Source organism: Pedobacter puniceum, from assembly GCF_009674685.1.
Lineage (GTDB): Bacteria > Bacteroidota > Bacteroidia > Sphingobacteriales > Sphingobacteriaceae > Pseudopedobacter > Pseudopedobacter puniceum.
This window is the reverse complement of record NZ_WKJI01000001.1, coordinates 1,396,153-1,412,353: the sequence shown is the minus strand read 5'-3', so window position 1 is coordinate 1,412,353 and position 16,201 is coordinate 1,396,153. Positions and strand designations below refer to the sequence as shown.

Here is a 16,201-nt window from a genome sequence, read left to right as displayed (position 1 = left end):
TTTAAATTATAAGTTCTTGATAAACTTTGTACTAACTAAAGTGGCATTGTTCTTTTTTAAACTTAGGTTTAAGATGTAAGAACCCTGAGCTAGTTTAGAAATATCTATTCGTATATGCTCTTTGATAGTTAAAGTCTCCTCTTTTACACATTTACCATCCATACTAAAAACCTTTAAAACAACAGTTTCACTTTGGTTGGGTAAAGTTATGTTTAACGAATCCTGACTTGGGTTTGGATATAATTTAAAGCCTTTATAAGTAGGGTATTTTTCTATTCCGGTGGTAATAGATTTAAACTCTCTATAGCCTAAATCTGGTTTAGCACCTTCAAAAGCAATCCCAATATCAATACCAACATCAATTAAATCGCTTCCAGAAACTAATTTCATAAAATTAATATCGGGTAAATCGCCGTTTTCTTTTCTCGGTTGGGTTAGTTGTGCTAGGTCTAAACTTACAAAATCACTACTACTAACGGTAACAGGCAAAGTGAAATAGTTAAAAGTTAAATCGCACTTTGGTGCATCTATCTGTGTAGTCTCACTGCTTCTAGCCGCAAAACCCAAATTGTTTTTCATCACATGGTCATAGCCAGGTACATCAGTCAAATAATCGGTACTATTAGCAGCTTTTCTATTAAGCATATTGTAATTATTACCATTTTGATAAGCGGTATTGTTGTACCAATAATTACCAGCCAAGTGGTGGTTAGCATAAAAGCCATTAGCTTTATTTTTAACAGCTAAACAAGATTTTGTAGTGTTTCTGGGGATTATGGCTGGTAAATTACTAAGTGGAGAAGAACCATAACCACCAACTTTAAAGCCATTTCCATCGCCTAAGCTGGTGAAATTTGTTGAATATCCATTATAAAAGGCCCAGCAGTTTTCAAATACAGTAGGCGCTTCGGCACTAATACAATCATAACCATCATCACTATTAAACCAAGCTCGGCAACCTCTAAAAATATTATTTGTGTGCGCTGCAGATGATGGATGATTACCAAAACCATCAGTATTACCGCCTAATTTATTTCCTGATACATTATCATGATTATTATAAGCATCGCAGTTTAAAATTAAGTTATTAGAACCTTTGGTTAAGTAAAAGCCAATAGCTTGTCCGTCATGCATACTTAGCTGTTCATAAATGTTATAACTCCCTTGGTTTTCAAAACAAATAGATTGAGTATGGGTAAGAATAGTAACCTGTACACCCACAACTTCTAAACCTTTTAAATGGATATAAGAGCCAACAACTTCAAAGGCATGTACCCGGTAATTTGCAGGTTTAACATTGCTGTAATTAAATACGGGTTTCTCTCCGGGGTAGGCCCAATATTTAATCATTTTTCCAGCTGTTCCGCTTTTATTAAGGTAAGTTACATAAGCAAAAATGCTAGATTTTAAAGCAATTTGGCTTTCCGTCATCATGTAAGTCCCGCCACGTACATATACCGTATCACCAGCGCTTACAGCATCTTGTGATCTTTGGATACTTAAAAAAGGCGAGTTTATCGTTCCTGTATTGGTATCACTACCATTGGGTGCAACATAATATTTAGCGGCAAAGCTTTGTGCATAAAATAAACTCAATACTAGAATGAGGAAGTATTTTGGTGTTTTTATAAACATGAGAAATTTAACAATTGGTTGAAGCAAATTGTCAATAATCAAGAGATTAATCATCCTGTTTCATCCTGATAAGTAAATAATTAATAAGAGCTTTTCAGGATGGTGCATGATGCCTGCATCCTTTTAAATTTATATTTTGGAGCTACCAATTATACTTTATAAAAAAACTACATGACTATACGTCTAAAAAAATATTTTTTACTGCATGTATTTCTTTTTGCTACCATAAATTTCTTGTTTGCACAAAGGCAAATGGAGGCACTAGACCGCGGTGTAGTGGCTATTTATAAGGGTAATCATCATTATTTTGTGAGTTGGCGTGTTTTAGGTACCGATGCGCCTGATGTAGCTTTTAATGTTTACAGAAAATCTGGTGATGAACAGCCTGTTAAAATAAATGCTAAACCTATAACAGGCGCTACTTGTATTATAGATTCTACAGCTAAAGAAACCAAAGTAAATACATGGTTTGTTAAAAGTATTATTAACAAAAAAGAACAAACAGAAAAAGGCGAATTTACCATTGCCGCTAACGCCGAAGAAAAACCTTATTTGTCTATCCCTTTAAAAAATATCACGGGTTACGTTCCTAATGATTTATCTGTTGGAGATTTAGATGGCGATGGCCAATATGATTTTATTTTACATCAATCTGGTAGGGGCAGAGATAATAGCTCGGCAGGTTTAACAGATCCCCCCATCTTTCAAGCATATAAGTCTGATGGTACTTTTCTTTGGGAAATTAATCTCGGAAAAAACATCAGAGAAGGCGCTCATTACACCCAGTTTATGGTATATGATTTAGATGGTGATGGCATAGCCGAATTTGCTTGTAAAACAGCAGATGGCACTACAGATGGGAAAGGAAAAGTTATTGGCGATGCTCAGGCAGATTGGCGAGACACCTTAAATAAAAGAGCGCCTACTTATGGTAAAATTTTATCAGGTCCTGAGTTTTTAACCATATTTAGTGGTAAAACAGGCGAAGCCTTAGCTACAGTAGATTATATTCCTTCAAGAGGAGATATTGGTGCCTGGGGTGGTGTTGGTGGAAATGGCGGTAATGATAGGACGGGAAATAGAGTAGACAGATTTACTGCTTGTGTAGCATATTTAGATGGACAGCGCCCAAGTTTGGTAATGGGTAGAGGCTATTATGGCAGAACCGTTTTAGCCGCTTTTGATTTTAGAGAAGGAAAACTAAGCTCTAGGTGGGTGTTTGATTCTAAAGATGGTAAAAATCCTTTCTCAGGGATGGGAAATCATAATTTATCTGTTGCTGATGTAGACCAAGACGGGAAAGATGAGATTGTTTTTGGCGCTATGGTGGTTGATGATAACGGTAAAGGTTTATACTCAACAGGTTTAAGACACGGAGACGCCCTTCATGTAAGCGATTTAGATCCTGATCATCCCGGCTTAGAGGTATTTGGTGTACATGAAATAGAAGAAGGTACTACTGGTCCTGGTGTTGCCCTTTATGAAGCTGCTACAGGTAAAATTTTATTTAAATCTGCTGATAACGAGGATATTGGTAGAGGCGTAGCTGCAAATATTGATACCACAAGAGTAGGTGCTCAAATGTGGTGGTCTGGTTCTCCAGATTTATATACGATAAAAGGAGAAAAAATAGGTTTGGCACCTCGCTCAACTAATTTTTTAATTTATTGGGATGGCGATTTAAGCAGAGAACTCCTTAATGGAAATTATATAGAGAAATATGGCAAAGGCAGAATTTTCACTGCCGATGGTGCTGTGTCTAACAATGGTACAAAATCTACCCCCTCATTATCTGCTGATATTTTAGGCGATTGGCGAGAAGAACTCATCCTTCGTAGCGCTGATAATAAAGAACTACGCATCTATACCACAACTATCCCTACCTCTATAAGACAATATACCCTAATGCATGACCCGCATTACCGTTTAAGCATTGCTTGGCAAAATGTTGGCTATAACCAACCACCTCACACAGGCTTTTATATGGGTAAAGGGATGAAACCAGCGCCTAAACCTTTTATTAAACTAAAAAATTAAAATCATTAACTTTTTTATTCTATGATACTTAGACGAATTAGCTTATCCTTTATTTTATTTTGCTTTATAAATTCTTCCTTTGCTTCAAATTCAGCAGTTAGAAATCTATTTGCACCACAAGCAAGTATAACTTCCACTACAATAACTCTTTTATGGGATAAACCTATTGACTATCAAAGCACTAAAAGTTATGGTATTTACATGGACGGAAAATTGATTGGCGAATCATCAAAAACAAATTATACCATTAAGAATTTAAGTCCGGATAGTAAGCATACCTTTTATATTTTGGCTAAAAATGTTGATGGTAGTTTGTCATCAGCCAGCAATCAAATAACTTGTAAAACATTAAAAAAAGGTAGAACCTATAATGTTTTAGATTTTGGAGCAATTGGCGATGGAAAAACAAAAAATACATTAGCCATACAAAAGGCCATTAATGCTTGTTCAAAAGGCGGTACTGTTTATATCCCCGCAGGTGAATTTCTAAGTGGGGCTCTATATCTTAAAAGTGATATGACATTATACATCGCTAAAGGAGGTGTCTTAAAAGGTACTAAGGAAATTAATGATTATAAACCATTTATCCTCAACCGATTTGAAGGTTGGGAAATGGAAACCTTTGCTAGCTTAATTAATGCAGGTAAGTTAGATAGAAAAGAAATATATCATGTACGTAATTTAAGTATCGCTGGTGAGGGCACCATTAGCGGAGGTGGTTCTCCTTTGGGTAAAGCCATGATAGATGCAAATGGTTTAAGAAGCAGAGGAAGGTTAATTTGTATCATGAATGGTCAAAACATCAATATTCAGGGTTTGAAAATAGAGAATGCTCCTTGTTGGACAATACACTATATCTATAGTAATCAAATTACCTTACATGATTTGAATATTATAAGTACAGCAAGAAATGGCGATGGTGTAGACCCTGATTCCTCTACTGATTCTTATATTTTTAATTGTGATTTTTCTACTGGAGATGATTGTATTGCAATTAAATCAGGTAAAAATCCGGAAGGCTATTATGTAGGTAGGCCAACAAAAAATATTCGCATTACCGATTGTAATTTCATTAAAGGGCATTCTTTAGCTATAGGCAGTGAGATGTCTGGTGGAGTGAGCGATGTTTTTATTCAGGATTGTAAAATTGGAAACTTAAACCACGGTTTACAAATAAAAGCTACTAAAGATCGAGGTGGTTATGTAAAAAATGTAATTGTTAAAGATTGTGAGTTACTTAAAATAACTTTATATACCGCAGTTAATTATAATAATGATGGTGAGGCAGCTCCAGTTTTAGCTCAGTTTAGCGATATGGAGTTCTCAAACCTAGATTTATCGAAAGCAGAAATAGGAAAAGTTTTAATTGATATTAATGGTTTTGAAGACGAAAAGCATTATACAAGAAATATCCTTTTTGAAGATTTGAACTTACCAGCTCAAACCATTATCAGAATTAAAAATGGTGAGCAAATCGTCTTCAAGGATATTAAAACAGTAGACAATAACAAACCAGATTTTAAAATTATTGACTCTAAACTAATCTCATATTAATGGTTCGTTATTTAAGCTTTTTAATAATTATACTAAGTTTCTCATCCTGTTTTGTTCAAAAAAACAAATTAAAACAGGCAGATAAACCACTTTTTAGAGACCCTATTTTTGACGGTGCTGCAGATCCGGTGCTTATCTTTAATAAAAACACCCAAAAATGGCTTATGTTTTACACCAACAGAAGAGCAAATGCTTCAAATTTAGACGGAGTAACTTGGGTACATGGTACCAGAATAGGTATTGCAGAATCTGTAAACGGTGCTAAATGGAACTATTTAGATACTGCTAATATCAATTATAGAGATGCTGATTATACCCATTGGGCACCAGAGGTTATAGAACATCAAGGGCTTTACCATATGTATTTAACCTATGTGCCCGGTATTTTTAAAGATTGGCAACATCCAAGATATATACTTCACCTTACCAGTACCAATTTGCTAGATTGGAAATTTGAAAGTAAGCTTCAACTTGCTAAAGATAAAGTTATTGATGCCTGTGTTTTTCCTTTGCCTGAAGGCGGATGGCGTATGTGGTATAATAATGAAAACGATGGTAAATCTGTTTATTATGCAGATAGTAAGGATTTATACAACTGGACAGATAAAGGCAAAGCACTTGCCACCCGTGGCGAGGGACCTAAAGTTTTTAAATGGAAAAATAAATATTGGATGGTGGTAGATATGTGGCGTGGGTTAGGAATTTACGCTTCAACAGATTTACTCAACTGGAAAAAACAAGCAGAAAACATACTAGAAAAGCCTGGTACAGGTGTAGATGATGGCGTTATAGGTGGTCACCCCGATGTTGTAGTAAGAGGTGATAAAGCTTATGTTTTTTACTTTACTCACCCAGGCAAAACCCCAGAAAATAAAGGGAAAGATACTTATGAACAAAGAAGAAGCAGCATACAAGTTGCCGAGTTAAAATACGAAAACGGCATCATCACTTGTGATAGAAACGCACCTGTTTACCTCAACTTAAACCTAAATAAACCTTAACGTATGAAGATGAAAAAGTTTGCTTTTTTATTAGCCAGTTTTTTTGCCATTTTAATTGCTTTTAAACCTCAAGATAAGCCAACCATTTATTTAATTGGCGATTCTACCGTAAGAAATAATGATAAAGCCCAGTGGGGTTGGGGTAGTCTTTTACCAACTTTTTTTGATTCTACCAAAGTAACTATTAAAAACCACGCTATGGCAGGCAGAAGCACCCGTACTTTTGTTAAAGAACAACGTTGGGAGAAAGTTGTAAATAGTTTACAGCCAGGAGATTATGTTTTAATGCAATTTGGACATAATGATGGTAGTAAACCCGATACTTCTAAAGCAGGTTATCGTGGTGTTTTACGTGGCACTGGCGAAGAGACCGTTAACCTTACCTGGAAAGACGGAACTGTAGAAACCGTTCATACGCATGGTTATTACCTCAGAAAGTTCATCACAGAAAGTAAAGCTAAAGGTGCTATTCCTATTGTTTTATCTATGATACCACGTAACCAATGGGCTAATGGAAAAGTGAAACGTGTAGATAAGGATTTTGGTTTATGGGCAAAAACAGTAGCGCAAGAAGAAGATGTTACTTTTATTGATTTAAATGCTATAACTGCTGATAAATATGATGCTTTAGGGCCAGATAAAGTGAAAGATTTCTTTGCAGGCGATCATACCCATACCAATAAAGAAGGTGCAAGAATTAATGCGCTATCTATTGTAGAAGGTATTAAAGCATCATCAGAAAAGAGATTGAAAAAATTCTTAATTAAATAATCATGTTCAAAAAATATAAAATCTTATTACTTCTTGTCTTAGTACTAGCTGTTTCATGTTTAGCGCTTAAAAAAGCAGATAAACCTACTTTATTTCTCATTGGCGATTCTACCGTAAAAAATGGTAGAGATAATGGTGCTGGTGGTTTATGGGGTTGGGGTCATTTCCTTCCCGATTTTTTTGATAGCAATAAAATCAACATAGAAAACCATGCGCTTGGCGGCACAAGTTCCAGAACTTTTAGGTCTAAAGGTTTGTGGGATAGCGTTTTGGTAAAGTTAAAACCTGGAGATTATGTTATCATGCAGTTTGGGCATAATGATAGCAGCCCTTTAGATGATACCGCTAGAGCCAGAGGAACCATCCGCGGGAATGGTGATGAGAGTAAAGAAATTTATAATCCTATCTTAAAAAAACAAGAAGTGGTTTACACTTATGGTTGGTATATCAGGCAATTTATAAAAGAAACAAAAGCCAAAGGTGCTATTCCTATTGTTTGCTCTTTAGTACCCAGAAATGCATGGAAAGATGCTAAGGTAAACCGGGCCGAGTATGCGCTTTGGGCAAAAGCTGCGGCAGAACAAGAAAATGCTTTTTTTATTGATTTAAATAAGCTTATCGCCCATGAATATGATGCCCTAGGTACTGGTAAAGTAAATCAACTTTATTTTGGGCCAAAAGATAATACCCACACCATAGAAGAAGGCGCAAAGTTTAACGCTAAAAAAGTAGCAGATGGTATTAAAACTACTAAAGGTTTAAATTTAGCTAAATACCTAAAATGATAAACTAAATTAGGGTATCCATATCGTAAACCTCTTATCGTCATGAATAGATTTTTGTCTCTATTATTTTTTAGTTTAATAGCTGTAAGCGAGGTGTTTGCTCAACAAATTAAAGCTCAGAAACGCCCCAATATCATTTTAATTTTGGCTGATGATATGGGTTTTTCTGATTTGGGCAGTTTTGGCTCAGAAATAGAAACTCCGGTTTTAGATGAAATGGCTAAGGAAGGTTTAAAAATGACAAATTTTTATAACGCTTCTCGTTGCTGTCCAACTCGGGCTTCTTTAATGACAGGATTATATCAGCATCAAGCAGGTGTAGGTGATATGGTGAATACCAGACCTCAGCCAGCTTATCAAGGTTATTTAAACAGAAACTGTGTTACCATAGCCGAGGCTTTAAAAACCAATGGTTATGCAACTTTTATGGCTGGTAAATGGCATATTGGGCAAGCAAAAGAAAATTGGCCCACTAAAAGAGGTTTCGATAAATATTTTGGTTTAATTGATGGTGCTAATAGCTATTTCGAGAACAGACCTTATCGTCCAAACCAAAAACTTACCATAGCTTTAAGCGAAGACCAGTATCAAACTCCCGAGGGTTATTATTCTACCAATGCTTATACAGATTTTGCCATTAAATTTATCAAAGAAAGAAAAGACCCTAAACAACCTTTCTTTTTATACCTAGCTTATCAAGCGCCGCATTGGCCTTTACATGCCTTACCAGAAGATATAGCTTTATTTAAAGGTAAGTTTATGCAAGGTTGGGATGTTTTAAGAGAACAGCGTTTTCAAAAGCAGAAACAATTGGGTATCATCTCGGCTAACCAAAAACTATCTCCTAGAGATACTAATTTACCAGATTGGAATAGCTTATCGCAAAAAGAAAAAGAAGATTGGGATGATAAAATGGCTGTTTATGCAGCTATGATTTATCGTATGGATAAAAATATTGGTAAGCTTAAAGCCGAGCTAAAAGAAATAGGGGAAGATGAGAATACCGTTTTTATGTTCCTATCTGATAATGGTGCAAGTCATGAAAATATCAATGCTAATGGTTTTACACCTCAAATTATTGAAGCATCTAAAATGCCAGCATCAAATCCTTCATCGTTTACAGCTTATGGTTTTTGGGGTGCTCATGTAAGCAACACACCCTTTCGTTCTTTTAAACATTGGGAGTACGAGGGTGGTACAGCAACACCTTTTATAGCTTACGGTCCAAAATGGATAAAACCTCAAATTAACCATCAGCCAGCACATATTATAGATATAATGAGTACCTGTTTGGCTTTAGCCAGAGTAAATTATCCCGAAAGCTATCGGGGTAATAAGATTGTACCTACAAGTGGCAAAAGTTTAGTTCCTGTTTTTCAGAAAAAGAAATGGGAAGGGCATAAAGCTTTGTTTTTTGAGCATGAAGGTAACAGGGCTGTTAGAGTTGGCTCATGGAAATTGGTATCTAACTACCCTGCAAACCAATGGGAATTGTATGATTTATCTAAAGACCGGGCTGAGCAGCAAAACCTTGCTTCACAATTTTCTGATAAAGTAAAAGAAATGGCTGTTTTGTATCAAGAATGGGCACAAGATACAGGTGTTATTCCTTTTGAATTGTTAGATAAAAAGAAGCCTTAATCATGAACTATGAGTGCTAAATTCAATTCTTTATTTTTCTTTTTTATTGTTGCTGGCTTACTTTCTTTAAGTTTTAATGGACCAGAAAATGAAAAAGTTGTTTCTTTAGCCGGTCAGTGGAAATACCGTTTAGATCCCAATGATAAAGGCGAAAATGAAAAATGGTATCTTCAAAAATTCAATAAAGAGCTACAACTACCAGGTTCTTTAAATGAGCAAAATATAGGTAATCCAATTACTTTAACTACCAAATGGACAGGCAGTATTTACGATAGTTCTTTTTATTTTCATCCGCGATTAGCAAAATATAGGCAGCCAAATAATATTAAAATTCCTTTTTGGCTAACACCTAAAAAACATTATTTAGGTGCCGTTTGGTATCAAAAAGAGGTAATTGTACCAGAAAAATGGAAGCATAAAAGAATAAGTCTTTTTTTAGAAAGAGCCCACACAGAAACCGTTTTATTTGTGGATGATAAGCAAATAGGAATGCAAAATAGCTTAGTAGCACCTCATGTTTATACTTTAGAAAAGCCATTAAAACCCGGCAAACATACCATTACCTTACGTATTGATAATAGGGTTAAAGAAATTAACGTTGGCCCAGATTCTCATAGTATTACAGACCATACACAAGGTAACTGGAATGGCGTTGTAGGTAAAATAGAGCTTCAAGCAAAAGATTTAGTTTCTATCACTAATGTTCAAGTTTATCCACAGCCAGATAAAAAAATGGCAATAGTGAAGGTGGCTTTAAATGCAGATAATTTTAAACAAAAAGGTACTATTCATTTAGAAGCCAACAGTTTTAATAGTACCCAACCAAAGCAAAAGAGCGTTTTATCAATTAGCTATAATCTCAAGAAAAATCAAGATACTGTAAGCATAGAGTTGCCTATGGGCGATGATTTTTTATGGTGGGATGAATTTAATCCGGCTTTATATGAGTTAAAAGTGAATACTCTTTTTAAAAATGAACAGGATACCAAAACAGTAACTTTTGGTATGCGCAAGTTTGAAACCAGAGGAAAAGATTTTTATATCAATAACCGACCAGTTTTTCTACGTGGTACAGCAGAAAATTGTGTTTTTCCCTTAACGGGATATGCCCCAATGGATGAAGAAGCATGGATAAAAGTCTTTAAGATTTGTAAATCATTTGGTTTAAACCATATGCGTTTTCATTCTTATTGTCCGCCAGAAGCCGCTTTTAAAGCAGCAGATAAAATGGGTTTTTACCTACAACCAGAAGGGCCAAGTTGGGCAAACCACGGTAGTTCTTTAGGAAATGGTAAACCTATAGACCAATACATTTATGATGAAACCAACCGTATGGATGATTTTTACGGTAATTACGCTTCATTTTGTATGATGGCTTATGGTAACGAGCCTAGTGGCAAACAGGTAGAATACCTTACTAAATTTAATGAATATTGGAAGGCTAAAGATGCCAGAAAACTTTATACAGGTGCTTCTGTAGGTGGTAGCTGGCCTGTAATACCTAATAATGAGTTTATGGTTAGGGCAGGAGCAAGAGGCTTAGCTTGGAATAAGTTACCTGAAAGTGAAAGTACTTACGAAAAGCAAATTACGCAGTTTAAAGTACCTTTTGTGGCACATGAAATGGGGCAGTATTGTGTTTTTCCAGATTTTACAGAAATACCAAAATATAGGGGTGCTTTCCAAGCTAAAAACCTAGAGTTGTTTAAAGAAGATTTGGCAGACCATCATATGCTAAACCAAGCAAATGATTTTTTGATGGCTTCTGGAAAACTGCAATTACTTTGTTATAAAAACGAGATTGAAAAGGCTTTAAGAACACCAGGCTATTCAGGCTTTCAACTTTTAGGATTAAATGATTATTCTGGACAAGGCACAGCACTTGTTGGCGTTTTAAATGCTTTTTGGGAAGAAAAAGGTTATGCCAGCGCTAAAGATTTTACTCGCTTTTGTAATACAACAGTAGCACTCACTCAAGTACCTAAATTTATTTATCATCACGATGAGGTATTTAACGCTACGGTAGATGTATCACATTATGGAGAAAAGCCCTTAATCAATCAAACTGTCTTAGTAACCCTTAAAACAGATGATGGGGAAGTTATCTTTACCCAAAGGCTCAATAATCAACAAATAAATTACGGTTTTAATCATCTCGGAAAAATTAGTTTTCCATTAAAATCAATTACTCAAGCTACCAAGCTCACTTACGAGATAAGTATAGAAGCAACTAGTTTTAGTAATAATTGGAATATTTGGGTTTATCCAAGTGCATTACCTACTACAAAACCTAGTTTTTATTATACAACGGTATTAGATGAGCAGGCTAAGAAAGTATTGCATCAAGGCGGTAATGTTTTCTTAAATGCTTCAGGAAGTATTATAAAAGGTAAAGAAGTTATCCAAAATTTTACTCCAGTTTTTTGGAATACATCGTGGTTTAAAATGCGTCCGCCTCATACGTTAGGAATTTTGCTTAATCCAAAGCATCCAGCTTATCATCATTTTCCAACAGATTATCATAGTGATATACAATGGTGGGAAATTGTGAATAAAACACAAGTAATGCATTTGGAAGATTTTCCTGTTAATTTTAAACCTCTTATTCAACCCATTGATACTTGGTTTATGAATAGAAGATTAGCCATGCTTTTTGAAGCCAAAGTAGGAAATGGTAAAATCATAGTGTCTAGTGCAAATTTATCACCACAAACTGGTATTAATCAGCCTGCGGCTCGTCAGCTTTTTTATAGCTTACAACGTTATATGCAATCTGCTGATTTTAAACCCGAACATGAGTTAGATATCCATTTAATAGAAGATATTTTTAAAACAAGCTCTAAACAAGTTTTTGATACCTACACCAAAGACAGCCCTGATGAGCTAAAACCGAAAATCAAATAATTTTTATTTTTTTGTAGGATGTTATCATAAATTAATTTTCGTTCCTTTCCCAAAAAATAACCTTAAACACCTATCATAAAAACCTTGAAATTTAATTATCAAGGTTTTTATGGTTTAAAACGAGTTTTTTTACCATCAAACAGGACACAGCAGGTTGCTGTCCATTTTATATTTCCTTAACATCGCAGAGAAAACCAGTTATACAATTTTGTCGCTAAATTTTATTGGCCTTTATTCTTAAAGACTAAAAGTTGATGATTTTTTGTGCAAATCAATAATTAACGATTATAAAATATACAATCATGTCTAAATCCCTATTAAAAATTTTTATCCTCGGCTTGGCTGTTATGGTGTTTTCTTCTTGTGCTGCACAAAAGCAAAGAAAAGCTCAAAAAGAAGAAATCCTAAAAGTAATGCGTTCTACAAATGCTTACTTCATGAACAAATGGCCAGACCCATACAAGCCTATTTTTACCAATGTTTTAAGACCAAGTAATATCTGGACTAGAGCGGTTTATTATGAAGGTTTAATGGCGCTTTATCAGATAGATAAAAATCCAAAATATTATGATTATGCAGTAGAATGGGGCGAAAAACATAAATGGGGATTAAGAAACGGTATTAAAACCCGTAATGGGGATGATCAAGCATGCGGTCAAACTTATATTGATTTGTATTATATCGATAAAAAACCTGAGCGCATTAAAGATATTAAAGCCTCTATGGATTTAATGATGGCATCTGGTAAAGTAAACGATTGGACATGGATTGATGCTATTCAAATGGCAATGCCAGTATTTGCTAAACTAGGTGTTTTAGAGAAAAATCCAGCTTATTTCGAGTATATGTATAAAATGTACATGCACACCAAAGAAGTAGAAGGTGGCGGTTTGTATAATGCTAAAGAAGGTTTATGGTGGAGAGATAAAGATTTTGTTCCGCCTTATAAAGAGCCTAATGGCGATGATTGCTATTGGAGTCGTGGTAACGGATGGGTAGTAGCAGCTTTGGTTAGGGTTTTAGATATTATGCCTAAAGATGGCCCTCATCGTGAAGAATACCTAAAGACTTATTTAGAAATGATGAAAGCCTTAGTGCCTTTGCAAAGAGAAGATGGTTTTTGGAATGTGAGTTTAAATGATCCAAATAATTTTGGTGGTCCAGAAACTACAGGTACAGCCCTTTTTGTTTACGGAATGGCCTATGGCATTAATAACGGTTTGTTAGACAAAGCAACTTATTTACCGGTTATCAATAAAGCATGGAATGCCATGGTAACCAAAGCAGTACATCCAAACGGATTTTTAGGATATGTACAAGGTACAGGCAAAGAGCCTAAAGATGGGCAGCCGGTAACCTATACCAGCATGCCTGATTTTGAAGATTATGGCTTAGGATGTTTTCTTTTGGCTGGTGCCGAGATGTATAAACTTGGAGGTAAATAATGCTGATTAAAAAGAATTTTCTAATCATTTTTCTAAGTGTTTTCTTTCTGGGCAGTACTTCGGTACTGTCTCAGGAGAGAGCAATAGAAACTATTATAAAAAAGGGAAACGAGTTTACCTTTCAACAAAACGGCGCTACTATTAAAATAGAGTTTTGTTCGCCTAAAATTTTCAGAGTAAGATACAGTGCTAATGGCGCTTTTGCAGCTCAAGAAAATTACATGGTTAATAATTACAATTGGTCTACAGTACAGTTTAACCATGTAGAAAATCAAAACAAAATCACCATTAATTCTGATAGTTTAAAGCTAGAAATTCAGAAATCTCCATTTTTAATCAAAGTTTATAACCATAAAGGTTTACTTATTAATGAAGATGCTTTACCAGCGCAAATAAAAGGCGAAGCAAAAACCATTACCAAAACCATGCAAGCTAACGAGCATTTTTTTGGTTTTGGCGAAAGAATGGATTTTTTAGACCGCAAGGGTAAAAAGCTAAGGTTAAATGTGGGTAGAGGCGAAGGTTTACCGCATGAAGTTGGTGCTTATAATGTTTTAGAAGCCAATTACTGCCCGGTTACTTTTTTCATGAGTACCAAAGGTTATGGTATTTATTTACATACTTCCTATGCTTCTAATTGGGATATGGGTGCTAGCAATCCAAATCAATACAGCTTTGCCCCAGAAAATGGTGAGTTAGATTATTACTTCATCTATGGCCCTAGTTTCCCTTCTTTAATTCAGGATTATACCAGCATAACAGGTAAAGCACCGTTGATGCCTAAATTTGCTTTGGGCTTACATGTAGGTACTTATAGCGGTGGTACTTGGGGGCATGAAGAAATGACAAGCACCCAATATGTAATAGCTTTGGCACAAAAACTTCGTCAGCAAAATATACCTGCAGATATCATTTGGTTAGATTCAACCTGGCGTTTATTTGGCGAAAATGGTGGTAAGGGTGCTACCACTTTCGAGTGGAGAGAGACCTTCAAGAATCCTAAAGCCATGTTTGATAGCATTTATGCGATGGATTATAAAATGGTGGGTTTACACCTACGCCCGCGTTTTGATAATGCTAAAAAACTAAACCTTTTAGACCAAGCCCGTAAAAAAGGTTTTACCTATCCAGAAGATGGTAAGCCGGGCGAATTTGTAAACTTTTTTGATAAAAAAGCTGTCGATTGGTGGTGGGAAAACGGCGTTATGCGTGTAGCCAAACAAGGTGCCATGTTTCTTAAAACAGATGAGGGAAGTGCCTTTGGTCATAAAGCAAACGAAAGTGATAAGGTTGGCCCAACAGGGCAAGAAGCAGAACGCTTACACAACATTTTCCCTATAGCTTATGCAAAAGCTCCTTACGAGAAGTTTCAAGAGTTAAACAAAATAAGAGGCCTAAACCAAACCCGCGAAGGTTATGCAGGCATACAGCGCTATCCATTTATTTTTGCTGGAGATTGGCCTAGCGAGTGGCAATATTTTGCTCCGGTTATTAAAGCGGGTTTAAATATCGGTTTATCCGGAGTGAGTAATTGGGCACATTGCATGGGTGGTTTTGAGCACCCTGCAGATCCAGAATTGTATATCAGATGGGTACAATTTGGGATGTTAAGTCCGGTTGCTTTGGTTTTTGGGATGGATCATCCGGGTTATAAAGAACCTTGGAACTATGGCGAAGATGCACTTCGTAATTTTAGAAATTACGATAAGTTACGCTACCGTTTATTGCCCTATCTGTACGCAAGTATGTATCAAAATCATCAAACGGGTATCCCTATGATGAGGGCTTTGGTATTAAACCATCAGGATGATGTTAATACTTATAACATAGATGATCAATATCTTCTTGGGGATAATTTAATGGTTTGCCCGATAACTATTAAAGCTGCCAAAACACGCTCTTTATATCTGCCGAAAGGCAATTGGTATAACTACTGGACAGGTAAGAAAATTTCTGGTTCTCAGTACATACACGTGGTTGCTCCTTTAGATACCATTCCGCTTTTTGTAAGAGGTGGAGGCATTATCCCTATGCAACAAGATATGAAATATACCGATGAGCAAGCTGTTAAAAATATCACGCTAGCGGTTTATCCATCAGGGAAATCAGAATTTAATTTGTATGAGGATGATGGTAAAACTTTAGACTATCAAAAAGGAAAATTTGCTACAACCAAAATCACTTCAGAAGAGTTAAAAGATGCTGTAAAAATTATTGTAGCTAAGCCTGTAGGCGATTATCAGCCAATAGCTCAGCAATTTCAATTACAGGTTTATGGTTTTAAACAAAAACCAACATCAGTTAAAGTCAATAATCAAGAATTACCACTAAGCAGCTGGAAGTATGATAACAGCAAAAACTATGTTATGCTAGAAGCCAGTGGCGCTTTTGAGGTAGTTATTCAATAAAAATTAAGCTTAGCTAAATC

General features: G+C 35.6%; 10 protein-coding genes. 9 read left to right on the top strand and 1 reads right to left on the bottom strand.

All coding sequences use genetic code 11. The features are described 5' to 3' along the window. Positions 1 to 6: 6 nt before the first annotated feature. Complete coding sequence (locus GJJ64_RS06300) at positions 7 to 1,635, bottom strand: right-handed parallel beta-helix repeat-containing protein (protein ID WP_195759235.1); 1,629 nt, start codon at positions 1,633 to 1,635, stop codon at positions 7 to 9. A gap of 171 nt (positions 1,636 to 1,806) precedes the next feature. On the opposite strand from GJJ64_RS06300, the gene GJJ64_RS06295 reads away from it, so the two are divergent. The 9 genes from GJJ64_RS06295 to GJJ64_RS06255 all read left to right on the top strand — a co-directional run bounded on the left by GJJ64_RS06295 (position 1,807) and on the right by GJJ64_RS06255 (position 16,181). After that, a complete protein-coding gene (locus tag GJJ64_RS06295; protein WP_154286829.1) occupies positions 1,807 to 3,672 on the top strand; it encodes a rhamnogalacturonan lyase in 1,866 nt (621 codons plus the stop codon). 21 nt (positions 3,673 to 3,693) lie between these two features. Then, on the top strand, positions 3,694 to 5,226 hold the full coding sequence (locus GJJ64_RS06290; RefSeq protein WP_154286828.1) for a glycosyl hydrolase family 28 protein: 1,533 nt from the start codon (positions 3,694 to 3,696) through the stop codon (positions 5,224 to 5,226). Beyond that, positions 5,226 to 6,227: a glycoside hydrolase family protein gene (locus GJJ64_RS06285; protein WP_154286827.1), complete on the top strand. Its 1,002-nt coding sequence runs from the start codon at positions 5,226 to 5,228 to the stop codon at positions 6,225 to 6,227. The genes GJJ64_RS06290 and GJJ64_RS06285 overlap by 1 nt, the downstream gene beginning before the upstream one ends. Positions 6,228 to 6,236: 9 nt before the next feature. Beyond that, positions 6,237 to 6,998, top strand: a complete 762-nt coding sequence (locus GJJ64_RS06280; RefSeq protein WP_154286826.1) for a rhamnogalacturonan acetylesterase — start codon at positions 6,237 to 6,239, stop codon at positions 6,996 to 6,998. A 2-nt stretch (positions 6,999 to 7,000) separates the two neighbouring features. After that, the gene (locus GJJ64_RS06275; protein ID WP_154286825.1) at positions 7,001 to 7,783 is read left to right on the top strand and encodes a rhamnogalacturonan acetylesterase; all 783 of its coding nucleotides are present in this window, start codon (positions 7,001 to 7,003) and stop codon (positions 7,781 to 7,783) included. Positions 7,784 to 7,825: 42 nt separating this feature from the next. Beyond that, positions 7,826 to 9,424, top strand: coding sequence for an arylsulfatase (locus tag GJJ64_RS06270; protein ID WP_154286824.1), 1,599 nt, complete (start codon positions 7,826 to 7,828; stop codon positions 9,422 to 9,424). 9 nt (positions 9,425 to 9,433) lie between these two features. Then, complete coding sequence (locus GJJ64_RS06265; RefSeq protein ID WP_154286823.1) at positions 9,434 to 12,328, top strand: exo-beta-1,4-galactosidase; 2,895 nt, start codon at positions 9,434 to 9,436, stop codon at positions 12,326 to 12,328. A 302-nt stretch (positions 12,329 to 12,630) separates the two neighbouring features. Continuing rightward, on the top strand, positions 12,631 to 13,773 hold the full coding sequence (locus tag GJJ64_RS06260; RefSeq protein ID WP_154286822.1) for a glycoside hydrolase family 88/105 protein: 1,143 nt from the start codon (positions 12,631 to 12,633) through the stop codon (positions 13,771 to 13,773). After that, the gene (locus tag GJJ64_RS06255; protein ID WP_154286821.1) at positions 13,773 to 16,181 is read left to right on the top strand and encodes a glycoside hydrolase family 31 protein; all 2,409 of its coding nucleotides are present in this window, start codon (positions 13,773 to 13,775) and stop codon (positions 16,179 to 16,181) included. The genes GJJ64_RS06260 and GJJ64_RS06255 overlap by 1 nt, the downstream gene beginning before the upstream one ends. The last annotated feature ends 20 nt before the right edge of the window (positions 16,182 to 16,201 follow it).